At 65.7% G+C, this 26,076-nt stretch carries 25 protein-coding genes; 15 read left to right on the forward strand and 10 right to left on the reverse strand.

Going from position 1 to position 26,076, the window contains the following annotated elements:
* Positions 1 to 53 precede the first annotated feature (53 nt).
* Positions 54 to 956 (forward strand): DUF6542 domain-containing protein, encoded by a 903-nt coding sequence (locus LKE06_RS01805; RefSeq protein ID WP_227996609.1) that lies wholly within the window; start codon positions 54 to 56, stop codon positions 954 to 956.
* Between the two features lie 13 nt (positions 957 to 969).
* Here LKE06_RS01805 and LKE06_RS01810 read toward each other — a convergent pair whose 3' ends face one another.
* Positions 970 to 1,980, reverse strand: coding sequence for a 4-hydroxy-3-methylbut-2-enyl diphosphate reductase (locus tag LKE06_RS01810; protein ID WP_227996610.1), 1,011 nt, complete (start codon positions 1,978 to 1,980; stop codon positions 970 to 972).
* 112 nt (positions 1,981 to 2,092) lie between these two features.
* Between LKE06_RS01810 and LKE06_RS01815 the strand changes: the two genes are divergently transcribed.
* Genes LKE06_RS01815 through LKE06_RS01825 form a run of 3 tightly spaced genes read left to right on the forward strand, consistent with a single transcriptional unit; the run spans position 2,093 to position 4,327 of the window.
* A complete protein-coding gene (locus LKE06_RS01815; protein ID WP_227996611.1) occupies positions 2,093 to 2,737 on the forward strand; it encodes a lipid droplet-associated protein in 645 nt (214 codons plus the stop codon).
* Positions 2,738 to 2,786: 49 nt separating this feature from the next.
* On the forward strand, positions 2,787 to 4,079 hold the full coding sequence (gene xseA / locus LKE06_RS01820) for an exodeoxyribonuclease VII large subunit (RefSeq protein ID WP_227996612.1): 1,293 nt from the start codon (positions 2,787 to 2,789) through the stop codon (positions 4,077 to 4,079).
* 2 nt (positions 4,080 to 4,081) lie between these two features.
* The gene (locus LKE06_RS01825) at positions 4,082 to 4,327 is read left to right on the forward strand and encodes an exodeoxyribonuclease VII small subunit (RefSeq protein WP_227996614.1); all 246 of its coding nucleotides are present in this window, start codon (positions 4,082 to 4,084) and stop codon (positions 4,325 to 4,327) included.
* Positions 4,328 to 4,396: 69 nt separating this feature from the next.
* Here LKE06_RS01825 and LKE06_RS01830 read toward each other — a convergent pair whose 3' ends face one another.
* Entirely contained in the window at positions 4,397 to 4,963 is a 567-nt protein-coding gene (locus tag LKE06_RS01830; protein ID WP_227996616.1) for a DUF4245 domain-containing protein, read from the reverse strand.
* Positions 4,964 to 5,114: 151 nt separating this feature from the next.
* On the opposite strand from LKE06_RS01830, the gene glpX reads away from it, so the two are divergent.
* Positions 5,115 to 6,158, forward strand: a complete 1,044-nt coding sequence (gene glpX, locus LKE06_RS01835) for a class II fructose-bisphosphatase (protein ID WP_227996617.1) — start codon at positions 5,115 to 5,117, stop codon at positions 6,156 to 6,158.
* Between the two features lie 224 nt (positions 6,159 to 6,382).
* Positions 6,383 to 7,792 (forward strand): class II fumarate hydratase, encoded by a 1,410-nt coding sequence (locus LKE06_RS01840; protein ID WP_227996619.1) that lies wholly within the window; start codon positions 6,383 to 6,385, stop codon positions 7,790 to 7,792.
* Between the two features lie 118 nt (positions 7,793 to 7,910).
* Here LKE06_RS01840 and LKE06_RS01845 read toward each other — a convergent pair whose 3' ends face one another.
* The 3 genes from LKE06_RS01845 to phoH2 form a co-directional block, all read right to left on the reverse strand.
* A complete protein-coding gene (locus LKE06_RS01845) occupies positions 7,911 to 8,768 on the reverse strand; it encodes an acyl-ACP desaturase (RefSeq protein WP_227996621.1) in 858 nt (285 codons plus the stop codon).
* 111 nt (positions 8,769 to 8,879) lie between these two features.
* Complete coding sequence (locus LKE06_RS01850) at positions 8,880 to 9,437, reverse strand: LGFP repeat-containing protein (protein ID WP_227996623.1); 558 nt, start codon at positions 9,435 to 9,437, stop codon at positions 8,880 to 8,882.
* 196 nt (positions 9,438 to 9,633) lie between these two features.
* Positions 9,634 to 11,046 carry an RNA 5'-3' helicase PhoH2 gene (phoH2, locus tag LKE06_RS01855; RefSeq protein ID WP_227996625.1) on the reverse strand — a complete coding sequence of 471 codons (1,413 nt, stop codon included), beginning with the start codon at positions 11,044 to 11,046 and terminating at the stop codon, positions 9,634 to 9,636.
* 310 nt (positions 11,047 to 11,356) lie between these two features.
* Here phoH2 and LKE06_RS01860 point away from each other — a divergent pair, with 310 nt between their 5' ends.
* The gene (locus LKE06_RS01860) at positions 11,357 to 11,629 is read left to right on the forward strand and encodes a hypothetical protein (protein WP_227996626.1); all 273 of its coding nucleotides are present in this window, start codon (positions 11,357 to 11,359) and stop codon (positions 11,627 to 11,629) included.
* 13 nt (positions 11,630 to 11,642) lie between these two features.
* On the opposite strand, the gene LKE06_RS01865 is transcribed toward LKE06_RS01860, so the two are convergent.
* Positions 11,643 to 12,065, reverse strand: coding sequence for a limonene-1,2-epoxide hydrolase family protein (locus tag LKE06_RS01865; RefSeq protein ID WP_227996628.1), 423 nt, complete (start codon positions 12,063 to 12,065; stop codon positions 11,643 to 11,645).
* 19 nt (positions 12,066 to 12,084) lie between these two features.
* A complete protein-coding gene (locus LKE06_RS01870; protein WP_227996630.1) occupies positions 12,085 to 12,825 on the reverse strand; it encodes a TetR/AcrR family transcriptional regulator in 741 nt (246 codons plus the stop codon).
* 108 nt (positions 12,826 to 12,933) lie between these two features.
* Here LKE06_RS01870 and LKE06_RS01875 point away from each other — a divergent pair, with 108 nt between their 5' ends.
* The 4 genes from LKE06_RS01875 to LKE06_RS01890 all read left to right on the forward strand — a co-directional run bounded on the left by LKE06_RS01875 (position 12,934) and on the right by LKE06_RS01890 (position 17,424).
* Positions 12,934 to 14,124, forward strand: a complete 1,191-nt coding sequence (locus LKE06_RS01875) for an FAD-dependent monooxygenase (RefSeq protein WP_227996632.1) — start codon at positions 12,934 to 12,936, stop codon at positions 14,122 to 14,124.
* Positions 14,125 to 14,237: 113 nt separating this feature from the next.
* On the forward strand, positions 14,238 to 15,953 hold the full coding sequence (locus LKE06_RS01880) for a PPE domain-containing protein (protein ID WP_227996634.1): 1,716 nt from the start codon (positions 14,238 to 14,240) through the stop codon (positions 15,951 to 15,953).
* A complete protein-coding gene (locus LKE06_RS01885; RefSeq protein ID WP_227996636.1) occupies positions 15,950 to 16,690 on the forward strand; it encodes an ESX secretion-associated protein EspG in 741 nt (246 codons plus the stop codon). The genes LKE06_RS01880 and LKE06_RS01885 overlap by 4 nt, the downstream gene beginning before the upstream one ends.
* 38 nt (positions 16,691 to 16,728) lie before the next feature.
* Entirely contained in the window at positions 16,729 to 17,424 is a 696-nt protein-coding gene (locus tag LKE06_RS01890; protein ID WP_227996638.1) for an HNH endonuclease family protein, read from the forward strand.
* A 128-nt stretch (positions 17,425 to 17,552) separates the two neighbouring features.
* Here LKE06_RS01890 and glyA read toward each other — a convergent pair whose 3' ends face one another.
* Positions 17,553 to 18,848 carry a serine hydroxymethyltransferase gene (gene glyA, locus LKE06_RS01895; protein WP_227996640.1) on the reverse strand — a complete coding sequence of 432 codons (1,296 nt, stop codon included), beginning with the start codon at positions 18,846 to 18,848 and terminating at the stop codon, positions 17,553 to 17,555.
* A gap of 469 nt (positions 18,849 to 19,317) precedes the next feature.
* On the opposite strand from glyA, the gene coaA reads away from it, so the two are divergent.
* Positions 19,318 to 20,250 carry a type I pantothenate kinase gene (coaA, locus tag LKE06_RS01900; RefSeq protein ID WP_227996642.1) on the forward strand — a complete coding sequence of 311 codons (933 nt, stop codon included), beginning with the start codon at positions 19,318 to 19,320 and terminating at the stop codon, positions 20,248 to 20,250.
* 141 nt (positions 20,251 to 20,391) lie between these two features.
* Here coaA and LKE06_RS01905 read toward each other — a convergent pair whose 3' ends face one another.
* Positions 20,392 to 21,180, reverse strand: a complete 789-nt coding sequence (locus tag LKE06_RS01905; protein ID WP_255648372.1) for an isoprenyl transferase — start codon at positions 21,178 to 21,180, stop codon at positions 20,392 to 20,394.
* 173 nt (positions 21,181 to 21,353) lie between these two features.
* Here LKE06_RS01905 and trhA point away from each other — a divergent pair, with 173 nt between their 5' ends.
* The 3 genes from trhA (at position 21,354) to LKE06_RS01920 (ending at position 23,866) form a co-directional block, all read left to right on the forward strand.
* A complete protein-coding gene (gene trhA / locus LKE06_RS01910; RefSeq protein WP_227999241.1) occupies positions 21,354 to 22,007 on the forward strand; it encodes a PAQR family membrane homeostasis protein TrhA in 654 nt (217 codons plus the stop codon).
* A 75-nt stretch (positions 22,008 to 22,082) separates the two neighbouring features.
* Complete coding sequence (locus LKE06_RS01915) at positions 22,083 to 22,256, forward strand: hypothetical protein (protein ID WP_227996646.1); 174 nt, start codon at positions 22,083 to 22,085, stop codon at positions 22,254 to 22,256.
* The gene (locus LKE06_RS01920; protein WP_227996648.1) at positions 22,253 to 23,866 is read left to right on the forward strand and encodes an adenylate/guanylate cyclase domain-containing protein; all 1,614 of its coding nucleotides are present in this window, start codon (positions 22,253 to 22,255) and stop codon (positions 23,864 to 23,866) included. Before LKE06_RS01915 ends, LKE06_RS01920 begins: the two co-directional genes overlap by 4 nt.
* Before the next feature lie 41 nt (positions 23,867 to 23,907).
* Here the strand turns inward: LKE06_RS01920 and LKE06_RS01925 are convergent, their stop codons facing one another.
* On the reverse strand, positions 23,908 to 26,010 hold the full coding sequence (locus LKE06_RS01925; protein ID WP_227996650.1) for a thioredoxin domain-containing protein: 2,103 nt from the start codon (positions 26,008 to 26,010) through the stop codon (positions 23,908 to 23,910).
* Positions 26,011 to 26,076 lie beyond the last annotated feature (66 nt).

Raw genomic sequence — 26,076 nt, forward strand, 5'->3', positions numbered from 1 at the left:
CGAACCGCCGTGCCGTAACACCACCGAGCGCGAAGGCAGTTAGTGTTCATGGTGTGGCTGCTTCCCAACGTGTGCGATCCCGGGTGCCCGCGCCGCATGGTTCGACGCTGCCGTCTGTCCGGGGTATCCCGGCCGGCGCGGCGGTTCTGATCGCGGTTGCCTGCACGTTTCTGGGGTTTCTTATTGATGCCAATAGCGGTGGAGGCGAGCTGACCGGCACGTTCGCCACCCTGTATGTCATCGGCTGTGTAATCGCGGTGCTTGCCGTGCGTTATCGCGGATTGTTCACCACGATGGTGTTGCCGCCGTTACTGCTGTTCGTATCGGTGCCGCTGGCCTACCAGCAGCTGACCGGGCGCAGTTCCACCTCGATCAAAGACGTCCTGTTGAATCTGGCGATCCCGCTGGTGAACCGGTTCCCGACAATGGCACTGGCCACAGTTGTGGTGCTGGCGATCGGCGCGGGCCGGATCGCGATGCAGCGGCGGGCAACCTCCGCCGACCACACCGATGAGGCCCGGCGTGGCACCAGCTGGGGGCGCGCCGCGCCGAAACGCCCGCGCTCCGAGCGCGCCAGCGGCGCCACGCTCACCGAATCCACCCGGCGCCGCGTACGCCGTGCGCAGCCCGATTCGGGCGAGTTCGACGCCGAACCGGCGCCACGCCCACGCAAGCGCGCCGCGGCTCGGGTCGCGGACCTACCGCCGCGCGTCGCCACCGGTGCGGACGCACCGGACACCGACGACCATCCCAACAGGAAGTACCCGCGTGGCGAGGGTCGCTCCGGCCGAGGTATGGCCCGGTCGGCTGCGGCGGTGCCGCGTTCCGGCGCCGAGCCGTCCCGCAGGTCAGCCGCACGCGGGCGTGCCGAGATGCCGCCACACCCGCAGCCCAATGTCCGCTACCGCGAACGGGATTCGAGCCGTACCGAACGGCGCAAGCCGGGGAATCTGTAAGTCTCTGGAGTGATCAGGCCCGAGTGGCGCGTAATTCGCGGGGCAGTGCGAAGACGAGAGTCTCGTTGGCGGTTGTGACCGGCTTTACGTCGGCGAAACCGTGCTCCGCGAGCATGTCCAGCACACCGCGAACAAGGATCTCGGGCACCGAGGCACCGGAGGTGATGCCGATCGTGCGGGCCCCTGCCAGCCAGGCCGAATCCACCTCGCGAGCGAAGTCCACCAGGTGTGCGGCCTTCGCACCCGCGTTGAGGGCGACCTCGACCAGCCGCACCGAGTTCGAGGAATTGCGCGAGCCGACCACGATCACCAGATCGCATTCCGGTGCCATCGCCTTCACCGCGACCTGACGGTTCTGGGTGGCGTAGCAGATGTCGTCACTGGGCGGATCCTGCAGGGAGGGGAACCGCTCCCGCAGCCGCTTGACCGTCTCCATCGTCTCGTCGACGCTCAGCGTGGTCTGCGAAAGCCAGATCACCTTGGACTCGTCGCGCACCGTGACCTTGCCGACCGAATCGGGCCCGTCCACCAGCTGCACATGCTCGGGCGCCTCCCCCGCGGTGCCCTCGACTTCCTCATGGCCTTCGTGGCCGATCAACAGGATGTCGAAATCGTCGCGGGCGAAGCGCTTGGCCTCCTGGTGGACCTTGGTCACCAAGGGGCAGGTCGCGTCGATGGTGTGCAGGTTGCGAGCTGCGGCGGATTCGTGCACGGCCGGCGAGACACCGTGTGCGGAGAATACAACGACCGCACCCTCTGGCACCTCGTCTGTTTCGTCGACGAAGATGACGCCGCGCTCACGCAGCGTCTCCACCACGTGGCGGTTGTGCACGATCTCCTTGCGCACGTAGATCGGCGCGCCGTGCCTCTCGAGGCTCTTCTCCACTGTCTCCACGGCGCGGTCGACGCCGGCGCAGTACCCCCGCGGCTCAGCGAGCAGCACCCGCTTTCCGGTATCGGCGTCAGCGGGTCCGGAAGCCGCGGAGCGGGCGATTCCGACGTTCAAAGGTATGGCCGAGGACATGCCCACAGAATACGTGCGCGCGGCGTCCAGCATCCGGGCGGATCCAACCGGAAGAATGCGACGAGTGACATTCGTTCTTTGCATAACACACCGTTTCGGGCAGGCTAGGACCATGTTTCGACCACCATTCCTGGCCCGAGTCGCGGCGGGGGCCGCCGCCTACGCCATCGAAGAAACCCGTCGGCTACCCACGGTGGCCATTAATCTGCCGATTACCGCCATCAGCCAGATGTTGCAGACCACGATGCACATCCAGCAGTTCGTGACCAGCCTCGCACTCAAGGGCGACTCGGTTTTCGAGCAGTTGACCAATAGCCCCGTGGAACAGCCGGAGTGGGCCACTTTCGACGAGGATGCGGCGCCCGAGCAAACCTCCCGCACCGAAGCGTCGGCGACCACGCGTGACAGCCTTTTCGACCTCTACACCACCGACGAACCCGCCGAATTCCACACCAACGGCCACAGCACCACCAACGGCACCTCCATGCAAATCATCACCAAACCGGAGACCACCGAGCAGGAAACCCCCGCTTCGGAAGCCGCCGAACCCGAAACCAGCGAGCAGACTGCTGTCGAGCCGGAAGTCGCCATCCACTACGACTACGCCAATATGACCCTCGCCCAGTTGCGCGCTCGCCTGCGCATGCTGACCGTCGAAGACCTCACAGCGCTGCTGAACTACGAGCAGCAGACCCGCGCGCGGGCGGCATTCGTGACCATGCTGACGAACCGAATCGCCACCGTGCAGGCCCAGTGAATTCGACGTCGCGTAGCGATTCGCCGGGGGTGGCGGCCCGGAGACGGGTGTGACCGAACCGACGGCGTCGTCGGTTGGCCGGTCCGCGACCTCGGCCCCGGCCAACTCCGCCGAGCAGCCGTGGCCGGTGCGTTCGGTGGCCATCAAGGTCGCGCAATGGATCGATCGGCTCGGCAGCATTTGGGTCGAGGGCCAGATCACCCAGATCAATCTGCGTCCGGGCACCCGCACGGCTTTCCTGGTGCTGCGCGACCCCTCCGCCGATATGTCGCTGTCGGTCACCTGCGACCCGGACCTCATCCGCAAATCGCCCGTTCCGCTGCAAGAGGGCAGCCGGGTGGTGGTTTACGGCAAACTTTCGTTCTTCACCGGTCGTGGCACGGTGTCGTTGCGGGTCATCGAAATTCGACCGGTCGGCATCGGCGAACTGCTGGCCCGCATCGAGCGCCTGAAAGCGCTGCTGGCTGCGGAGGGCCTGTTCGATCCTCGACTCAAGCGGTCGATCCCGTTCCTGCCCGAGACGGTCGGGCTCATCACCGGCCGCGCGAGCGCCGCCGAACGCGATGTCCTCAGCGTTGCCCATAGCCGTTGGCCCGCAGTACATTTCGAGGTTCGAAACACCGCCGTGCAGGGCCCGACCGCCGTTGCGCAGATGCTGGAGGCACTGACCGAACTCGACCATGACCCGCGCGTGGAGGTAATCGTGCTCGCCCGTGGCGGCGGTAGCGTCGAGGACTTACTCGCGTTCTCCGATGAGGCGCTGTGCCGCGCGATCGTGGCCGCGACCACTCCGATCGTCAGCGCGATCGGCCACGAACCCGATAACCCGCTCTGCGATCTCGTCGCCGATCTGCGCGCCGCGACTCCTACCGATGCCGCCAAACGGATCGTGCCCGACGCGGCCGCCGAACTGGCCGGAGTGCGCGATATGCGTGCCAGGTCCACCGCGGCACTGCGCGGCTGGGTCGAGCGCGAGACCCGCGCGCTCATGGCGCTGCGCTCGCGGCCGGTACTCGCCGCTCCGTTGCACGAAATCGACCGCCGCTACGAAGAGGTCGAACGACTTCGCGCGGCCACCCGACGCACGGCCGAAAACCTGATTCGCACCGAGTCCACGGCCACCCGCCACCTGCGCGAAAAGCTGACGGCCGTCGGACCGGCCGCCACCCTGGCCCGTGGCTACGCTGTGGTGCAGCGCGTCAACGGCACCGAGCGGCACGTAGTTCGCTCAATCGAGGACGCTCCCATGGGCAGTCAGCTGCGCATCCGCGTCGCCGACGGCGCCGTGACCGCCGCCACGCTCGGCACCAAAGAACTCGGCTCCCGGCAAGAGAGGACATAACCTTGGCCGACTCCGGCAAGGACGCGGACACGACCGATGAACTGGCCGAAATCGCCACCCTCGGCTACGAACGCGCCCGCGACGAACTGGTCAACGTCGTGAAAATGCTCGAACAGGGCGGCCTGGACCTCGACGACTCCCTCGCGCTGTGGGAGCGCGGCGAGGCGCTGGCCAACCGCTGCGAAGAACACCTCGCGGGTGCCCGCAAGCGCGTCGAGGACGCGATATCGAGATCCGAAGGCGAGTAGCCATGACGATTCGTCGCGCCACTCCCGATATCCGTACCGACGATATTGATATGGAAGTACCGCTGAGGATTACGGCGTGAGGGGCTGTGCCCGACTGATAGCCTGCGCGAGCACGGTGAATACGTCATTGTTGCCCGCGCCGGTAATCAGGACCCGGGACTGGCCGAGGTCGGCGATCCACGCGGATTCCTCGCCGGGTTCGGAATAGACGATCCACTTCTGATCGCCGACCTGCTCGGTGCCGCTGGCATAACGCGAGCCGAGCACGAAACGCGCGAGCGATTCCTCGGTGGCGTTGCTCTGGGCCAACCGCATGTAGGTGCCCTGCGGGCTGACGAAGCCGACCGTGCTGACCGGTCCCCCGCCCGCGCTGGTAATGGTGTCGCGACTGCCGGAGTTGGGCGTCCACCCGTCGGGCAGGCTCGGGTTACGGATCGGGAAGGGCATGTTGCGGGCATCGGAGGTGAAGGCCGCGGCGGCGTCGAAATGCGGTATCTGCCCCTGTGTCGGGCCCTTGGCGGCAAAGCTGCACTGGCTGGCGAGTCCGGCGAAGACCACGACGATCAGTATCAACGGGACCAGCGACCAGAGCAGGTCCCGGTAGTCGTTGAGGATGCGTGGCTTTTGGTACGACACGCTCTCAGTATCCACGTTCGCGAATACGCATCGAGTCGAGGCATGACCCGACCACTGTGACGCAAGCAGCGGCTACGGGCACTACCTGATCCGCAACGGTCACGCTTCTGCGAGAATCAGCGGTAGCAACGACCGTAGGAGGCACACCTAAATGACGGCATCTTCGCCTGGAGCCAGCCGCCGCGAGGCACCGGACCGTAACCTCGCGCTCGAACTGGTCCGGGTCACCGAGGCCGGGGCGATGGCCGCGGGCCGATGGGTCGGCCGCGGCGACAAAGAAGGTGGCGACGGCGCCGCCGTCGACGCTATGCGACAGCTGGTCAGCTCCGTATCCATGCGCGGCGTCGTGGTGATCGGCGAGGGCGAGAAAGACGAAGCGCCCATGCTGTACAACGGCGAGGAAGTCGGCAACGGCGATGGGCCCGAGGTCGACTTCGCGGTCGACCCGATCGACGGCACCACCCTGATGTCAAAGGGCTCCCCCGGCGCCATCGCGGTACTCGCGGTCGCCGAACGCGGCGCAATGTTCGACCCGTCGGCGGTGTTCTACATGCACAAGATCGCCGTCGGCCCCGACGCCGCCGACGTGATCGATATCTCCGCTCCGATCGGCGAAAACATCCGCCGCGTCGCGAAGGCCAAGCACCTGTCCAAGTCCGACCTGACCGTGTGCATCCTCGACCGGCCACGCCACGCCGAGCTCATCCAACAGGTGCGCGACGCGGGCGCTCGCATCCGACTGATCAGCGACGGCGACGTCGCGGGCGCGATCGCCGCCGCCCGCCCCGACTCCGGCACTGACATCCTGGTCGGCATCGGCGGCACCCCCGAGGGCATCATCGCCGCCGCCGCGATGCGCTGTATGGGCGGCGAACTCCAAGGCATGCTCGCGCCCAAGGACGCCGCGGAACGCCAGAAGGCGCTCGACGCCGGGCACGACCTGGACCGGGTCCTCAGCACCCAGGACCTGGTCGCGGGTGACAACGTGTTCTTCTGCGCTACGGGTGTCACCGATGGGGACCTGTTGCGCGGGGTTCGGTATTACGGCGGAGGCGCGTCTACCCAGTCGATCGTCATGCGATCGAAGTCCGGGACGGTGCGAATGATCGACGCTTATCACCGGCTGACCAAGTTGCGTGAGTATTCGTCGGTTGATTTCATCGGGGATGAGGACGCTAATCCGCCGCTGCCGTGATTTGGGAGTGATGGGCTGGGCTTGAAACCTGGTGATTGGTCACGTCGGGGTGATGACGCGGTGGCCGCGTTCGGCATCTGAATGGTTCTGGGGTGTGGGTGTGTCGTGCCGTGCGGGGTCGCTGGGGTGGGTGTCGTATTCCCGGCGTGGCCGACAGGTTCGTGTGCGAATGACCTCAGGCGTGGCAGCCCCATGCGGGGGCGGTGCGGCATAGGGTCGGAATTATGACGACCGAGCAGACGCAGCAGTACCGCATCGAGCACGACACTATGGGCGAAGTTCGGGTGCCCGTGGATGCGCTGTGGCGGGCGCAGACTCAACGGGCCGTCGAGAACTTTCCGATCAGCGGACGCGGGCTAGAGCGGGCGCAAATACGCGCGCTCGGGCTGCTGAAGGCCGCGTGTGCCAAGGTGAACCGCGATTTGGGGTTGCTCGACGCCGAGAAGGCGGACGCCATCATCGCCGCGGCCACCGAGATCGCCGCGGGCAACCACGACGACCAGTTCCCCATCGATGTCTTCCAGACCGGCTCGGGCACCAGCTCGAATATGAACGCCAACGAGGTGATCGCCTCGATCGCGAAGGCGAACGGCGTCACCGTGCACCCCAACGACGATGTGAACATGTCGCAGTCGTCCAACGACACTTTCCCCACCGCAACGCATGTCGCCGCCACCGAGGCCGCCATCAAGGACCTGCTGCCCGCGCTCGATCACCTGCGACTTGCGCTGCTGGACAAGTCGGCCGAATGGCGCACCGTGGTGAAATCCGGGCGCACCCATCTGATGGACGCCGTGCCGGTGACCCTTGGCCAGGAGTTCGGCGGTTACACCCGTCAGATCGCGGCGGGTATCGAGCGCGTCATCTCGGTGCTGCCCCGCCTGGGCGAGCTGCCGATCGGTGGCACCGCCGTTGGTACCGGACTCAACGCGCCGAGCGGTTTCGGCGCGAAAGTTGTTGCGGAACTGGTGAAGTCGACCGGAATCGACGCACTGTCGGAGGCTCGTGACCATTTCGAAGCGCAGGCCGCACGGGATGGGCTGGTCGAGGCGTCCGGCGCAGTGCGCACCGTCGCGGTCAGCCTCACCAAGATCGCCAATGACATTCGCTGGATGGGCTCGGGCCCGCTGACCGGTCTCGCCGAGATCCAGCTGCCGGATCTGCAACCGGGCAGCTCGATCATGCCCGGCAAGGTGAATCCGGTACTGCCGGAGGCGGTTACGCAGGTCGCCGCGCAGGTGATCGGCAATGACGCGGCCGTCGCGTTCTCCGGTGCGAGCGGCGCGTTCGAGCTGAACGTCTACATTCCGGTGATGGCACGCAACCTGCTGGAGTCGATTCGCTTGCTGGCCAACGTCTCCCGGCTCTTCGCCGATAAATGCGTGCGCGGCCTCATCGCGAACGAGGAACACCTTCGCAACCTCGCCGAATCTTCGCCGTCCATCGTGACCCCACTGAATTCCGCGATCGGCTACGAGGAGGCCGCGGCCGTCGCCAAGGAGGCGGTGAAGCGGAAGAAGACGATTCGTCAGACGGTGATCGATCGCGGTCTGCTCGATGAGAAGCTGACCGAGGCGGAACTCGACCGCCGCCTCGATGTGCTGTCGATGACCAAGGTGGACAACGACCACTGACCAACCCGGGCTGGTTGAGCAGAATGGCCATTTCCGGTCGCGACCGGAAATGGCCATTTCAAATTGCCCGTCGAGAACGGACCGTGCGCACACGTGGCGCACGCCGTCCCGCCATCGATCAGCCGCGCAAATACGCGAGCTCGGCGCGAGCCTTTTCGCCTTCCTCGCCGAGATCGGTGCGAGTGAAGACATTCCAGCGCGCCAGCAGCGGGGCGAACACCAGCTCGCCCTCCTTGGCCCGGTCGTAGATGCCCGCCTCCGCCAGCACATCGTCGCTGTTGCGGCCGTCCGGCAGTTCGACCGAAGGGACCGTGAAATCGGCGACTCGATCCGCGACGGCCCGCATCGTCTGATCCGGCGCCAGCTCGAAGGCCGCGGCGACCAGGCCGGCGAAGAAGATCGACTGCAGTTCGTCGTCGGCGGCGATGCGTTCGGCAATCGCGGTGACCATCGGATTCTCGTCGAGTGCCGCGATATTGCGATGCCGGATCACGGCAGCGGCTTCCTCGAACGAACAGGTGGCCAGCACATCGAGCAGGTGCATCGCGGGCCTGCGGAAGCCCTTCGTCATTTGGGCCATACGCAACCGCTCCAACCCGATCGGATCGACCGACCGGGTGACCATGAGGTAGTTGCGGACCAAGATTTCGTGCCGGTTCTCCTCGGCCGTCCACCGGCCGACCCAGCGCCACCAGGAACCGGTGCGCAGGTACTTGCCGACCTCACGGTGATACGACGGCAGGTTATCGGCGACCAGGACGCTGACCGTCAATGCCAGCTTGGCGGTCTCACTGAGCTCGGATTGATCCGGCTCCCAGTCGATTCCGCCGAGGAAGCCGAAGTTGCGCCCGTCGTCCCACGGCACGAAGTCGTGCGGCTGCCAGCCGTCCGCGGTCTCGATGTGACGACGCAGATTCAGTTCCACTTCGTCCGCAAGCGACGCCAAGAGCTCACGGTCGGTCAAGAGATTTTGCACTCACACAACCTAACTGCTCGGCCCGTCAAGCGGGAATCTACGGATGAGAAAATACTCGCAAGAGAAGCGATCGGCGTCCGGAATCACGCTGCCCCGGACGCCTTCCATGAATCAGGATGTCGGCGTGACAGTGGTCTGGTTATCTACCCAGGTGATCTTGCCGCCGGTGAATTCGCTCTCCTTGCCGCCGGTGATGTCCTTCTCATCGCTGGTCGGGTAACCGAGCTTGCCGTTGGCGCCGCCGTTGTCCTCCCATGTCTTGCGGATCTCACCCCACACGATGTACGGGTCACCGCCGTCCTTGGCCCAGTAGATGGTTCCGCCGGTGAAGTCCTGGTACTTGCCGTCGTTCGGGCCGGTCTCCTCGGCCTCCAGCGGGGCGCCGAGCGGACCGGTCAGGCCGCCTGCCTTGTTGTACTTTTCGAGGATGACGCCGGAGACGGTGACTTCCTCGCCGCCGGGGGTGGCGATCTTCGTCTCCTCCATGGCACCGGTGGCGTTGCTCCCGCCGTGATCCATGGCCATCGAAGAGCTCATGGCCGAGGCGGAGCTGTTCGAATCGTTGTTGCTGTTGTCATCGCTGCTGCAACCTGCGGCAAGCAGCAGGGCCGCCGCCGCGAGCACCGCGGAGTATCCAGCCGTTCGTCGAGCGAAGTGGTACATATCCATCCTCTCGAAAGTGACTACCGACGACACCGCGGGCGCGGTGACGTCGCGCGTAGCCTAGGCCGATATCCGGCAACGGCCCGGCGAATCGTCGACGACTCGCCGGGCCGCTGCTGAACACTTGTCGTGCGGTTATCACCCGTCCTTTAGTGAGGCAAAACACACCCTGAATAGTTGCTGACTATTCAGGGTGCCGACTTCAGGCGTTCGGGCCGTACTCCTCCAGCATCTCGGTGACCAGCGCGGCGATCGGCGAGCGCTCGCTACGCGTGAGTGTGATATGCGCGAAAAGCGGGTGCCCCTTGAGCTTTTCGATCACTGCGGCGACGCCGTCGTGCCTACCGACCCGCAGGTTGTCGCGCTGGGCCACATCATGGGTGAGCACCACCCGTGAACCGGTGCCGAGCCTGCTGAGCACCGTCAGGAGCACGTTGCGTTCCAGCGACTGCGCCTCGTCAACGATGACGAACGAATCATGCAGCGAGCGTCCACGAATGTGGGTGAGCGGCAACACTTCCAGCATGCCCCGGGCGAGTACCTCCTCCATCACCTCGCGACTGGCCAGTCCGTCCAGCGTGTCGAAGACCGCCTGCGCCCATGGGCCCATCTTCTCGCTCTCCGAGCCGGGCAGATAGCCCAGATCCTGGCCGCCAACGGCGTACAGCGGCCGGAACACCACCACCTTGCGCTGCGTCCTGCGCTCGAGCACCGCCTCCAAACCGGCGGTCAGCGCCAGCGCCGACTTGCCGGTGCCCGCCCGTCCGCCGAGCGAGACGATGCCGACGCTCTCGTCGAGCAGCAAATCCAGGGCGATGCGCTGTTCGGCCGAACGACCGTGCAACCCGAACGCCTCACGCTCGCGCACCAACTGCACACGCTTGTCGGGAGTCACCCGGCCCAACGCACTGGAACTGGAGCCGAGCAGCCGGATTCCGGTGTGGCAGGGCAGTTCCCTCGCCTCATCCAGGTCGATCACGTTCTCGGAGTAGATCTGATCAATCTGCCCCGAGGACACGTCCAGCTCCACCATCCCCGACCAACCGGAGGTGACCACGTCCTGCGCGTGGTACTCGTCGGCCCGCAATCCCACCGCGCTCGCCTTGACGCGCAACGGAATGTCCTTGGACACCAGCACCACCGTGCGGCCCTCGGCCGCGAGATTGAGGGCACAGGCCAGGATTCGGGAATCGTTGGTGTCGGTGCGGAACCCGACCGGAAGCACCGCCGGATCGGTGTGGTTCAGTTCCACCCGCAGTGTTGCGCCTTCGGTGCCGATCGGCACCTGCTCATCCAGCCTGCCATGCTGTAGACGCAGGTCATCGAGCATGCGCAGGGCCTCGCGGGCGAACCAGCCCAATTCGTGGTGGTGGCGTTTGCCTTCGAGCTCGCTGATCACGACAAGCGGTAGCACCACATCGTTTTCGCCGAACCTCGTGACGGCCCAGGGGTCCGACAGTAGTACCGAGGTGTCGATCACGAAGGTCTCGAGACCGGATGCGAGGGAATGCGAGGGGCGAGCCCCCGTGCTTTCCGAAACAACAGCGGCGGCATTTCCTTTCGTCGCGGAGCGGGATCGCGCCGAGGAAGCGGAAACGGAGCGTGCAGCAGTCACGGTGGGCTCCTTTGTCGTTCGCGCGGCACCCGCGGCGAACAATCTCGCTGGACCGGTCCGTCCCTGATGGATCCGACGTGAGTCAGATGCCACGAGGGCCGGGTGCCGGCCCCCTCGTACTGATTAGCTCAGCCACGGTTCAGGACCTCCCGTACGAGCCACACCGACGCGGCCCGCACAAACGACGCTACAGCCGACTCCGGTTCCCCGCTCCCGGACTGTCGTGCGAGTTGGTGAAAAGCTGGTTAACGCACGTCTCGTCCGTTCCGCCCGGCACCCCCCTCCGACCACAGGGGATAGAGTCGCAGACATGGCTGGTAACGAGGATCTGGAGAAGCTGTCGTCCAAGGAGTTGCACGATCGGGCGGTGAAGCTGGCGGTGCGCCACGGTGATGTGAAGTACCTGTGGAAACTGCTGACCTCGATCCCGGCCGCCGAGGCCGCCGCGGGCAATCTCGGCGAGAGCGAAGCCGACATCAAGTACGTGGTCCCGATGATCGACGACTACGTCCACGCGGGTGACGGCGAAATCGCCGAGGTGCTACGACCCTACTATCTCCAGTACCTGATCGAACACACCTGAACGATCGCGGGCATCAGGCGCGGGAGAAGATCGCGCGCCACACACCGACTGCTGTGCCGCGCAGGAAGTTCTCCCAGCTGAAGTGGTCGTGCCACAGAATGATCCGGCCGTCGCGTAGTTCGAAGGTTCCCGCGACCCAGAACGCCACCCGCAGCGGACCGACCCGAAGAATGTCGGTCCGATCGGTGAGCACGACATTGTCATCTTCGGCCGCGATGTGATGCATCCGCGCGGCGAAGCCGATCCGGTCACGGTTGAGGCCGCGCAGGATGCGACGCGCCAAACCGCCACCCACATCCGGCAACGAGGTGTTCTTCCAGACCAGATCGGGATGCAGGAGTTCCAGCGCCTCCTCCACCGCACCCAATTCCAGCGCGGTGAAGAACTCGCGCACCGTGACGATCGCGTCCTCGGTCAACTCGGTCTGTTCGGACATGATTCGAGGGTATGCCGCCTCAGCCGCGGCGCGCGATAAGCACGGCGAGGCCGTCGAGAACGCGATCGATGCCGAAGTCGAGGGCGTTGCCGGGGCCGCCGGCGTCGGTCGGTCGGCCGGCCGGGAACGCCTCCTCGGCGAAGGCGGCCCGGATGGCGGGATATCGGTCGCCCGCTGCCGTCATCGTTTCGGCGAACTGTGCGGTGAACTGCCCTGCCGCCTCGCCCCCGCCGGTCGCGGAAACCTGTTGCACCAGGCTGCGGACGTGGCCATTGAGCAGGACGATGGTGTCGAGTCGTTCGGGGCCGGTGAGCCCGGTCCCTTCGGTCGCTACGAGCGCGGCCTCCATCCACCCCATTTCATTGGGGCCGATCGGGCGCAATCCGGTCGTGAGTTCGATCGCCCAAGGATGCGCGCTGTAGCGCTGGAAAATCGTTTCCCCCCACCGGCGTAGCCCGGCCCGCCACGCTTCCTCGGTCGAATCATCTTCTACCGCAGCCGTATCCGGCGGTTCACCCAAGGCGCTGTCCAGCATCAGCGCGATGAGCTCGGCCTTGCCCGGTACGTATCGGTACAGCGACATCTTGGTGAAGCCGAGTCGCTCGGCCAGTCGCTGCATGGACAGGTTCGCCATCCCCTCGGCATCGACCAGGTCGATCGCCTCGGCGACAATCCCCGTCAGAGTCAGGGCGGGCTTCGGTCCGCGTTTGGGCCGCTGCTTGGTGCCCCACAGCAGCTCGACGGCGGTCGGTGTCGACATGACCCACATCCTCTCGCAGAAATAGCTTGACCAGAAACTGTGTCTACCATACTCTATTTCGTGTCCACCGGAAACAGATTCCATTGGACACAGAACTTAGGAGTCGCCTTGCGTAACCAGACCGTCCTCATCTCCGGCGCGAGCGTTGCGGGCCCGGCGCTGGCCTACTGGCTGAACCGATACGGATTCGACGTCACCGTGGTCGAGCGCGCACCGTCGCTCCGGGCCGGCGGCCAGGCCATCGACTTCAAGGGCAAGACCCACTTCACGGTGCTCGAGCGGATGGGCATCATCGATGACATCGAGCAGGAGCGAACCGGCACCACCGACATGATTTTCGTCGACGCGGCGGGCAAGAAACTCGGCGTGCTGGCCGGGGAATTCACCGGCGGCGACGTCGAGATCCTGCGCGGCGACCTGTCCATGATCATGTACAAGAAGACGGCCGAGGCATGTGAGTACCTCTTCGGCGATTCGATCAGCGCGCTCACCGAGACTGCCGACGGCGTGTATGTGGAGTTCGAGCGCGGCCCGGCACGCACCTTCGATCTCGTCTTCGGCGCAGACGGAATCCATTCGCGGGTAAGGCAATTGGCATTCGGCCCGGAACCGGGCTTCGTCAAGCATTTGGGCCGCTACTACTGCGTGGCGGGCGCGAGCCCCTGGAGCGCGGATTCCGCCGGACCGCGCGAACGTGCGACCGCCTACGCGCACAACGCGCCCGGCAAGCTCGCGATTTCCGGCGGCTCGAAGGCACAGCAGCTCTACATGTTCGCGGCCGACGAGCTCGACTACGACCGCAACGACACCGACGACCAGCGACGCGTCATCAAGCAGGCCTACGCCGATATGGGCTGGGAGGTGCCGCGCATGCTCGCCGAAATCGACGAATTCGACGACGTCTACCTCGACTCGATCAGCCAGGTGAACATGAAGAAGGTCAGCTACGCCAGCGGCCGGGTGGTGCTGGTCGGCGACTCGGCCTACGGGAATGCCCTGGGCGGCTTCGGAACCGGACTCGCGGTCGTCGGCGCGTACGTCATCGCGGGCGAGCTCGCCGTCAACCAGGGTGATCACGCCGTCGCCTTCGTAAACTACGACGAGATCATGCACCGCTACGCCAAAATAGCGGGCAACAGCAACGCCGGGCGGTTCCTCGCACCGAAAACCGCGCGCGGCATAAAGGTTCGCAACTGGTTCATTCACTCGTGGATGTTCGACCTCATGCTGAAGTACGCGGACAAGGCCGTCAACGACATCGACCTGAAGGACTATCCGGCGATGGTCGGCGGGAACTGACACGGTGCGAGCTGCCCCGGTACCGACATCGCGTGATATCGATGGAACCGATGCGGGGCAGGGCGCGTCTATTAGGTCAAGACAGCACTGACGGCAACGGCGGAGGGGCGGCCATGAGACCAACCGACGGCAGCGCGATCACCAATCCCGAGAACGCGCACAGCTTTTCGCACGCGGAGATCAAACAGGCAGCCGATCGGATGGACCCGGCTGGAATAGCGGGCGCGTTGACCGCCTGGTCATCCATCGCGGCCGCGGTGACCACGGCCGGCGAGCAATTCGAAACGGCGATCCGGCAGGCGGTGGACCGGGACTGGGAGGGGGCCGCCGCGAACAAGGCCGTCGCGGCCATTCGCGACTATGCGACCCGGATGGGAGAGCTGGGACAGGCACTGAATCAGCAGTCGCAGCCGTTATCGGCGGCATCGAGCGCGGCCGCACGTTTCAAGGCCGCCATTGCGGCGGTTCCGGAAAGCACTAGCACACAGAGCGATACAGCGGCACGCAATTCCGCGGAAGAACAGGCTCGCGACGATATGAACACCCTGTACATCCAGCCGTACGGGGTGGCCGCCACCGAGATTCCGACATTGCCGCCCCCGGTCGGGCCGATTACCGCAGCGCTGGTCGGCGTCGGGGGCATGAACACAATTACCGGATCCGCCTCCGCCGCTATGCCGACCAACACTGAATCGGGTGAACCGAACCGGCCGGGCGAGCATCGCGAACCTTCCGATCCCGGCACACCCATATCCGTCAACGAGTCGAGCCAGCACCGACCAGCGGGGCCCGCGATCCCAACACCCACCAGCGAAGCGAGCGAACACGGACCATCGGTTTCCAGCAACCTCATATCCACCGGCGAATCGAGTGAGCCGGGCGAACACGGGCCAACCAGTCCACGTACCCCCATATCCACGGGCGAATCGAACGACCCGGGCGAGCACGAACCGACCGGCCCTCGCACCCCCGCATCTACGGGCGAGCAGTTCGGGCCCACGGGCGTTATGCAACCGGAAGAGACTGCCACACCGAGGGTTTCGCCTAAGCCCGACCCAGACACCGACACCTCGGCCGCGGCGGCTGATACGACATCGCACGCCACTTCGCCGCCGTCTGAAACGGCACCCGCATCGGGATCGCGATCGGCCCCCGTATCGGCATCGGGTTCCACGACGGCACCACCGGCCAACACTCCCAATGGGTGGACTCCGTCAACACCCGCACCGGCAGCCGGAAATCCGAGCGGGTGGACATCCCTGATACCGCTGGGGTCGACGAACACTGCGGCACCGTCGACGCCCTTCGCGGCGGTCCCCCAGTCAGCGGCACCAACCGCGCCCAGCCCGATCACCATCGACACTACGGCGGCCCAGCCGGGAACGCCGGGCGCATCCGGCCACGGCGCCGAACCACGACCAGGCATCGCACCCCTCGCACAACCCGGAGCCACAACCACACCCGGCCCGGCACCAGCTCACGGCACCGAACCCAGGGTCGGTACCACGCCGCCCGGAGCCACAACCGGAACGCCGACCGCGCCCGGGCCCGCAGCGGGTCATGGCAACGAACCACGACCGGGTGCCACACTTTCCGCGCAGCCTAAGGCGACGGCGGAAACGTCTGCGACACAATCCGTCTCCGGCTCAGCTGCCCGGAACGGGGCCGTGCATGTCGCGGGCTATTCGAGCGGAATACCACGGGTCCACACCGGAAGGTCCGATGAAGGCGAGCACGATTCACCGGATTATCTGCGCACCGAGGAACATGGTGCCGAGCTCATCGGCACGGTCGAGCCGACCGTGCCGCCGGTCTTGGGGGACGAGTGACGGCGCACTGGCTGCTCTCGGCCGAACAATTCGCGGCCGCGTGGTTCGAAACCGGTATGGACCGCTTGCCGTTTCCATTTCGGTTCACCAGCCGATTCCCCGGCAGCAACGAATACCAGGCGTATCAACGGCAGTTCCGGACCGAGCTCGCGCACGAAGACCATCTACCGCTGCGGAGCGCGTTGCAAGCGATCGCCCAACCCGATTGGCGCATAGAGCTATTCGGTATCGATAACACTCGGGGCGCTGTCGAGATGCGGGCGATCGGTTGCGCGGTGCGCGGCGGTCCCGGTGTCATCGCCGTGCAGGTACCCGCCCCGGACGGCGGCAAGGTTCGATTGCGTCGCTGTCGTGTCGACCAGTTGGCCACTGATATGGTCCGGCTCCTGCCCAATCCGACGGCTGGCCCGGCGGCCGAAAAGCGCTATCTACTGGACGATCTCAACGATGACCGTCCCGATCCCTTCGGCACCGCGCCCTCGCGAGCGGTGCGGGAACACTACCGCCGATTCTGGCGGCAACGTTGCGACACCCGTGGCACCGCTACCGTGCTGCTCGGCCCACGCAATGCCGCTCCGTCGCGCACCGGCGTATTGCGGTGGATCGACACCCCGCAGGGACGCTACAGCGAGACCCCGGCCAACCGTGCACTGATGATTCGCCCGTCGACCAGCGCGGATATCACCCGCTACCTGGACGAGGCCATCATTCGCGGCAGGACGAAGCTGGACCGATAGGCGATGCCATGCGGCCGGTACGCGGATTGCGACGGCGGATGAAGGCGAAGTCGGTGCCGCTGCTGTGTGTCGCCGCCCTGGTGGTGGCGCTGTGGGTCCGCGACGACACGCACTCGTCAATCGTCGCGTCCGATGTTCGACTGCCGTTGGCCGCCTTTCCGCCAGCATCAGCATCGGCGCGCACGATGCTGCACGAACTGTCGGTCGCATGGAACGAACACGGGGAGACTTACGCCCGCAACGCCTTCGGCCCCGGCTGGTCGGGCCACGGCGGTGAACCGCTGCGGGCCGACGGCTGCACCGCCCGCGACGTGGTGCTGCGCCGCGACCTGCACGACCTACGAATGGCCGATCGCAATCCCTGCGTCGTCCTGTCCGGCAGCCTCGACGACCCCTACACCGGCGCGCTCCTGCTTTACGACCGTTTCCAGGCATCCGAGCTGGAGATCGACCACCTCGTACCGCTCGGCAACGCATGGCGGTCCGGTGCCTGGGACTGGCCCACGGATCGGCGCGAGCAAATGGCCAACGACGTCGACAATCTTGTCGCCGTCGCGCGGCGCGCGAATCGGGACAAGGGCAGCCGGAGTCCTGACCGATGGCGGCCACGGCCCGAGTATCGGTGCGAGTACGCCCGGCGCTGGATCGCCCTGAAAACCCGCTACGCACTGCATGTCACTCCCCCGGAAAGGGACGCGCTCGACGAGATGCTCGATGCGTGCTCAGGGCAATAGTCCTCGAGTCCGAACGTGTTCACCGGGGGCGCGATTGCGTTGGCACCACGACAGCCCTGGATGCGCGCCGAGCGCCATCGTCAGCGCCCGGTTCGTCAGGTCCTAGCTACCGCGCGCGGTCCGCACGCTCAGCCGAGCAGGTTCCAGTCCTCGAGCCCCTGGTAGAGCGGGAGGTCGCGGGCCAGCTTGGTAACGCGGGCGCGTAGCGACTCGACATCGGAGCCGCCGGCCAGTGCGGTGCCGATGATGTCGGCGACCTCGGTGAACTCGGCATCGCCGAAGCCTCGGGTGGCCAGTGCGGCGGTGCCGATGCGCAGGCCGGAGGTGACCATCGGCGGACGCGGGTCGAACGGAACGGCGTTGCGGTTCACTGTGATTCCGATTTCGTGCAGCAGATCCTCGCCCTGCTGACCGTCGAGTTCGGAGTTGCGCAGGTCGACGAGCACCAGGTGCACATCGGTACCGCCGGTGAGGACGCTGATGCCCTTGCCCTTGACGTCGGCGCCACCGAGACGCTCGGCCAGGATCTTCGCGCCCGACAGGGTGCGCTCCTGACGGTCCTTGAATTCCGCGCCGCCCGCAATCTTGAACGCGACGGCCTTCGCGGCGATCACGTGCATGAGCGGACCGCCCTGTTGACCGGGGAACACCGCACTGTTGAGCTTCTTCGCGTACTCCTTCTTCGCCAGGATCAGGCCGGAACGCGGGCCGCCGAGGGTCTTGTGCACAGTGGAGGACACCACGTCGGCGTAGGGCACCGGCGAGGGGTGTAGTCCGGCGGCGACCAGACCGGCGAAGTGCGCCATATCCACCCACAGGTAGGCGCCCACCTCGTCGGCGATCTCACGGAACGCGGCGAAATCCTGGTGCCGCGGGTAAGCCGACCAGCCCGCGACGATAACCTTCGGACGTGCCTCGCGTGCGGTCTTGCGCAGCTCGTCCATGTCGATGCGGTGGTCTTCCTTGCTCACCCCGTACGAGTGCACCTCGTAGAGTTTGCCGGAGAAGTTCAGCCGCATGCCGTGGGTCAGGTGACCGCCGTGCGCGAGGTCGAGACCGAGCAGCTTGTCGCCCGGATCCATCAGCGCCATCAATACCGCGGCGTTCGCTTGCGCGCCGGAATGTGGCTGCACATTGGCGAATTCGGCGCCGAACAGTTCCTTGGCGCGATCGCGAGCGAGCGTCTCGACGACATCGACGTGCTCGCAGCCGCCATAGTAGCGACGCCCCGGGTAGCCCTCGGCGTACTTGTTGGTGAGCACACTGCCCTGCGCCTGCAGCACCGCGCGCGGCACGAAGTTCTCGGAGGCGATCATCTCGAGGGTGTCGCGTTCGCGGGCGAGTTCGCCTGCCATCGCGGCAGCGAGCTCCGGATCGAGCTCACCGAGAGACTGAGTATTGACAGAGGCCGTCGTCTGCGTCACCGCATCAGTCTATTGGCCGCCGGTAGCCGCATCGGCATGGGGTTCGTCCGCACTCGAAACGTCCGTCAGTGGCACACCCTGGTGCGGCCTACTCGACGTTTGCCGCACCACCGCCACACTGAAGGCCGCGTCGTCGACGAGCGGGCACGCCTGTCATGCTCCGCTGATGCCCGTCCGGGCGCCCGAGTAACGATCGGGCGCCGGCGTACTCGGCGACCAGCCTTTCCGCTCCCTATAGAAAGCCAGCCCGAGCCGCAGACACTCGGTAACAAGCGCAGGCGCTTCCATGCTCGCCGACATTAGTGGCTACTCGCCGCAGCATCGACTCGGTTACCAGTGGGTAACGCCGACTAAGGTACCCCGCGCTTCGCACGATGTTGACGCAGAGCACAATTCGGCTATGCGGCAAGAGTTTGACCGAATCGCACGGCGCACGCACGAGTGTTTGCCTGCGTGGAGCGTCGGGTAAATGGCACGAATGAGCGAGCCGAGCCCGTATGTGGAATTCGACCGGAAACAGTGGCGAACGCTGCGTAAGTCGACTCCGCTGGTGCTCACCGAGGATGAACTGATCGGTCTTCGGGGGCTCGGCGAACAGATCGACCTGGAAGAGGTCGCCGAGGTTTATCTGCCGCTCGCTCGACTCATACACCTGCAGGTCGCGGCACGTCAGCGACTGTTCGCCGCGACCGCGACATTCCTCGGCGAGAAGCACCCCGACCAGCAGGTCCCCTTCGTCATCGGCGTCGCGGGCAGTGTCGCGGTCGGAAAGTCCACGACGGCGCGCGTACTTCAGGCCTTGCTCGCGCGCTGGAATCATCATCCGCGTGTGGATTTGGTCACAACCGATGGATTCCTCTATCCCACAGCGGAACTGACCCGGCGCGGCATCATGCATCGCAAGGGCTTTCCGGAAAGCTACGATCGCCGTAAACTTCTACGTTTCGTCACCGAGGTGAAATCCGGTGCTCCCGAAGTATGCGCGCCGATGTATTCGCATATCTCCTACGATATTGTGCCCGGCAAGTTCCACTGCGTGACCCAGCCCGACATTCTCATTGTGGAAGGGCTGAACGTTCTACAGACCGGTCCGCGCCTGATGGTGTCGGATCTGTTCGACTTCTCTATCTATGTCGACGCCCGCATCGAAGACATCGAGAAGTGGTATGTGCAAAGGTTTCTCACCCTGCGTGAAACCGCATTCGCAAACCCCGAGGCGCATTTCCACCACTACTCCGGATTCACCGACGAGCAGGCGACCACCACCGCGCAGGAGATCTGGAACTCCACCAACCGCCCCAACCTGGTCGACAATATTCTGCCCACCCGGCCTCGCGCGACGCTCGTACTGCGCAAGGACGCCGACCACAGCATCAACCGGCTGCGGCTGCGCAAGCTGTAGCCTTCGTCGCGCCGCACGGCCGACTCCGCACGCACGGCGCAACACCGCCGACCCGACCCCGTGGCATAGGCCCCGATGAGACCGTACGGTACGCGAAAAATGGCACGTCCGAACCAGTTTCGCGAACCGGCCTGCGCGAGCTCAGATCCCGAAGCGGCGGTGCCTGGCGGCGAAGTCGCGTAGCGCGCGCAAGAAATCCACGCGACGGAACTCCGGCCAATAAGCCTCGGTGAACCATATCTCCGAGTATGCGCTCTGCCACAGCAGAAAGCCTGAAAGCCGCTGCTCACCGGAGGTGCGAATGACCAGATCCGGGTCGGGCTGGCCGGATGTGTAGAGGTGCTGGCCGATCGCGTTGACCGTGATCGACTGCACCAGATCCTCGCCCTGCTCGCCCGCGGCCATCTCCTGACGAACCAGCTTGCGAACCGCGTCGGCGATCTCTTGCCTGCCGCCATAGCCGACGGCCACGTTCACGTGCACCCCGTCACGACCGCTCGTGCGTTCCTCGGCAACGCGCAGCCGCTTGGCGATCAGCTCCGGGAATCCCTCGAGCGAGCCGACGATGCGCACGCTCCAGTTCTGCTCCGGCGCGGACAGTTCCTCGACGACATCGGTGATCACTTCGAACAGCGTCTCCAGCTCGTCCGGATCGCGCTGCAGGTTCTCGGTAGAGAGCAGATAGACCGTGACCATTTCGATGCCCTGATCGGCGCACCAGCCGACCAGTTCGGCGATCTTCAGCGCACCGACGCGGTGGCCATGGCTGACATCGGCGAAACCGTTCTCCCGCGCCCAGCGGCGATTACCATCGCACATCACTGCCACATGCCGGGGATGCTGTTTGCCGACCAGCTGCTTGGACAGCCGCGTCTCGTAGATGCGATAGGGCAAACCACGCACGTGACTCGGAAACTCCACGGCGACCAACAGTACGCCTCAGTGGCGCGATCCCGGCAGCGGCCGGGTTTCCCGTACAGTTACGGAGAGCCAACAACTTACGGTTGCGTAGGTTACGGAGTGGTAACTCTAGGAGGTGGGTTGTGCCCGATCCAGTCCCCGCCAGTGCGGCTCCCGCGACGGCCCCGGGCACGGCGGCGGAGATGCCGACAGCCGCGCTCGTCAAACCGCGTTTGCGCGGCTGGATTCACACCTGGGCCGTCGGCATCGGCGCGGTCGCCGTGATCGCACTGGTCATCAAGGCTGCCACCATCTCGGCGACCGCGGGTTGGTCGACGCTGGTCTACGGACTGACCGTGTGTGGACTGTTCGGCATCAGCGCCGTCTACCACCGCATCACCTGGCCGACCGTGCGCGCCCGGATTCATATGAAGCGCGCCGACCATTCGATGATCTTCCTGTTCATCGCGGGCAGCTACACCCCATTCGCGCTGCTCGGATTGCCGGGCGGCACCGGCCGGACACTGCTGATCGTAGTGTGGATGGGTGCGCTCGCCGGAGTCGCGTTGAAACTGCTGTGGCCGACCGCGCCGCGCTGGGTCGGCGTACCGCTGTATCTATTGCTCGGCTGGGCGATCGTGCCGGTAGTCGGCCGGCTGACCACCAACGTCGGTCTCGCGCCGCTGATTCTGTTGCTGATCGGCGGGCTCGTCTACAGCGGCGGCGCGATCCTCTACGCCACCAAATGGCCCAATCCATGGCCGACGGTCTTCGGCCATCACGAGTTCTTTCACGCCGCGACGGTGCTCGCGGCGGTATGCCACTATGCCGCGATCTGGTTGGTGGTGCTGCGCTGATACGTGTACCGCTCCCGTTTTCCGGTGACAGCAAATAAAGTCGCAGCGGGACGACAATCACTGGGGCGGCAAACGATGACACAGCAGACGATCGATACCGGAACCTACGCGGCGCGGCGGCGGCCGGAACTTGTGAGCACGGGCAAGTTTCCGCTGTTGGTCGCGCTGATTCTATGCTGCTCGTTCGTGTTCCTCATCGCCCCGATCATTACGGCGCTGCCGCCCCGAGCCGGTGTGCGCGCACCGTGATCAATCGGCTTGTCGTCTGGGCGCTGAAGGCGCGGTGGGGGTTGGCCGCGGTAGTGATAACCGCCAACCTCAGCGGCTTCGCGGTTATCGTCACCGAGCTGTGGCTCAGCGGGTTCCTCGGCAGGCTCGGCGACACTTGGATGCACACTCTCGCGCTGGTGGGGATCTACCCCGTGGTGGGATTCCTGGTCGGTGTCGGCCTGGCCATCCGAGACCGGACGGTGTACTTCGATTGGCTCGACAACGCGCGCAAACCGACCCCCGAGGAGGCGCGCAAGCTGCTGCGGCTGCCCGTCGCCATCACGACCCGCGCGTTGGCGCTGTGGATCCCCGGCGTGATCGTGGCCGCCGCGATGTTCTCCCATTTGACCGCGCACAACAGCGCGGCGGTGACGGCGGCGCTATTCATTCTCGGCGCGTTCGAGTCGGCGGGTTTCACCTTCCTGATCGTGGACCGTGTGATCCGCCCGACCATCCCGGTGGTGGCCGGCGTGCTCGGCGGCACCATGCACTGGAGTTCCTCGGTCATGGTTCGGATCGTGATGACCTGGGCGGTGGCGGCCGCCATGCCGCTGCTGATGCTCATCGTGGTGCTGGCCGATCCGGCCTCCGGCGCGCCCGACCGCATTCGCACCGCCATCTATCTCTCCGGGGTCGGGATCGGGGTCGGCGCGCTCGCCACAGCCTTCCTGGCCCGCTCTGTGGCCACGCCGATGCGCACGCTGCGGCGGGCGCTCGATCGGGTTACCAAGGGCGAGTTGGACATCCAGGTTACGGTCGGTAGCGCCAGTGAAATCGGCCGACTGGAGAACTCGGTGAACGAGTTGGCCACAAATCTGCGTGAGCGCGAACGGATGCGCGATGTCTTCGGCCGCCATGTCGGCACCGAGGTGGCCGAACGGGCACTGGCCGGCGGGGTGGACCTTACCGGTGATGTGCGCGTGGTTTCGGCGCTGTTCGTCGATGTGACCGGCTCGGTCGAACTGTCCACCGGGCTGGCGCCACAGGAATTCGTCGCCAAGCTCAACAGGTTGCTGTCGATCGTGGTCGCGGCCACCGAGGAGAACAACGGCCTGGTGAACAAGTTCGAGGGCGACGCGGCACTGTGTATCTTCGGTGCCCCGATCGCCTTGCGGGACAACGCGACTCCCGCCCTGCGCGCGGCACGCCGAATCCGGGACGAGGTGATCGCGGGCGGCGAACTCGATATCGGCATCGGCGTTGCTCGCGGCCGGGTCTTCGCCGGAGACGTCGGCACCGATACTCGCCTCGAGTACACCGTCATCGGCGACGCGGTCAACGAGGCCGCCCGCCTCACGACCGAGGCCAAGAAAGTCCCGTGCCGAATCCTGGTGAGCGGCGCGGCGGTCGAGTCCTCGGCACCATACGAGCGCGAGAAATGGACGCTCTACGAGAACATCCTGCTACGGGGCATCACGGAGCCAACACCCTGCTGGACCGACGTCGACGAATCCGAGGTCACCGTCGCGCCACTGTCGGATGGCAATGGCTCGGATGCCACGCTCACGCCACCCTCCGGAAGCACCGACCTGATGACCGAAAGCAGTCCCATCTCCAAAATCCGGACGGCCGCAACCGAAACCGAATAGCACTACGTTCCGTCCACCGGTGTCAGCGCGACGACTCGGATTCAGTGCCGGTTCAGGGCGGTTCGCAATTCCGCGACGGTCGAGACCGGGAGGTCGCAGACCGATCCCCGGCACACGTAGGCGGCGGCCATCCCGTTCACGAGGGGGCGTTCGGCCAGTGATGGCACCGAATCAGGCTCGCCCGCAATGACTATCGAGCCACCCGGTGCGGACTTGCGTGCGAGTGTCAGCAGTGACCGTGTCTGCGTTCCGACATCGGTCACCGACATTTCGGCCGCACCGGGGGACGCACCGGCCGGGCGTGCGATCGCGACCTGAATCGGTCCGCGCAGCGCGGCCTCCGCGACAGCCAGCCACTGGCCCGCCGATCTCGAGGCCCGTGCCAGCACAACCGCACCGCGAGTCAGCGTCTGGTCGGCCAACTCGCGGTATCGCACCGCACGGGCGGGATCGCTTGCGACGCTCGCGGTCAGCAGCGCCTCGGCGAGTGCGGAAGCGCCCGCCGGGGTGGCGCCGTCGATCGGGTCACGCGGGCGGGTGACGAGGGTTTCCGCGTCGTCGGCGGTATCGAACCAGCTGCCCGCGGAATCAGGATCGGCGAAGTGTTCGATTGCCTTGTCCAGCAAGCGTTGTGCATCATGCAGCCAGCTCGGCTCGCCGGTGGCCTGATGCAGGGCGAGCAGTCCGGTCGCCAGCCACGCATAGTCCTCGAGCACACCGGGGGCCGCGCCCGCGACACCGCCGAGCGACGCCCGCAGCACCCGATCTTCGACCACATGCTCGGCGAGCAGGAACCGCGCGCAGCGAGCCGCCGCCACTACCCACTCCGAGTATGCGTGCGCCGCACCGGCTTCGGCGAGCGCGGTGATCGCCATCCCGTTCCACGCGGTCACCACCTTGTCGTCGCGATCCGGCTGCGGGCGACGGTCGCGGACCGCGCGCAATATGGTTCGGATTCGTTCGAAACGAGCGGGGACGTCGGGATCCGAGGCAGCGATCGCGTCCGGGTCGGTACGGCGGGTCAGGATGGAGGTGCCCTGTTCGAAATTGCCCGCCGTCGTGACGCCGAAAACCTCTGCGGCCCAGGCACCATCGATCGATCCGAGCTCCGCGACCAGCTCCGCCGGTGTCCACACATAGGTCGCGCCCTCGACACCGGGGCCGCCCGCCTCCAGGTGGGTATCCGCGTCCAATGCCGAGGCGAAGCCACCCTGTTCGGTCCCCAGATCGTCGAGCAGGAACTGCGCGACTTCCTCGGTGACGCGCAGCGCGAACGGCCACGCGAGACCGGTCCGGCGAGCCAAATGCGCATAGGCGCGCAACAATTGGGCGTTGTCGTAGAGCATCTTCTCGAAATGCGGTACCAGCCAGGCATTGTCGACGGAGTATCGCGCGAAGCCACCGCGCAACTGGTCATAGATGCCGCCGCGTGCCATCGATTCGGCGGTCCGAATCACCGCGTCGAATACCGCGGCATCATCGGTGCGTTCCCAACTACGCAGCAGCCCCTCCAGCAGCGCGGACGGCGGGAACTTCGGAGCACCACCGAAACCACCATGCTTGTCGTCCACATCGCGCAGCACAGCGGCCACCCCGTGATCGAGCAACTCGACGCCAATGGTGAAATCACCGCCGGGCAGACCCGCGGCCTGCGCACGCAACGCCTCGGTCACCTGCGCCGATGCCTTGTTCACTTCATCGCGTCGCTGCTGCCAGGTGTCGATGATGGCGGTCAGCAACTGGGTAAACGACGGCATTCCGCCGCGCGGCACCTTCGGGTAATAGGTGCCGCAATAGAACGGTTCACCGTCGGCAGTGAGGAAACAGGTCATCGGCCAGCCCCCCTGACCGGTCATCGCGACGGTGGCATTCATGTACACCGCGTCCAGATCGGGCCGCTCCTCCCGATCCACCTTCACACACACGAAGTTCGCGTTCATCAATGCCGCCGTCGCCTCGTCCTCGAACGACTCATGCGCCATCACATGACACCAGTGGCAGCTTGCGTATCCGATCGACAGCAGAATCGGCACGTCCCGCGCCGCCGCCTCTGCCAACGCCTCGGCATCCCACTCCCACCAATCAACGGGATTCCCGGCATGCTGACGCAGATAGGGCGAGGTCGCACTGGCCAATCGGTTCACGTCTCCAGCCTCCCACAACCTTGCGAGCACACCGCGCGATTCAGATCCGGACGTTCGGTGTCCTCA

It is taken from the genome of Nocardia australiensis (assembly GCF_020733705.1).
Lineage (GTDB): Bacteria > Actinomycetota > Actinomycetes > Mycobacteriales > Mycobacteriaceae > Nocardia > Nocardia australiensis.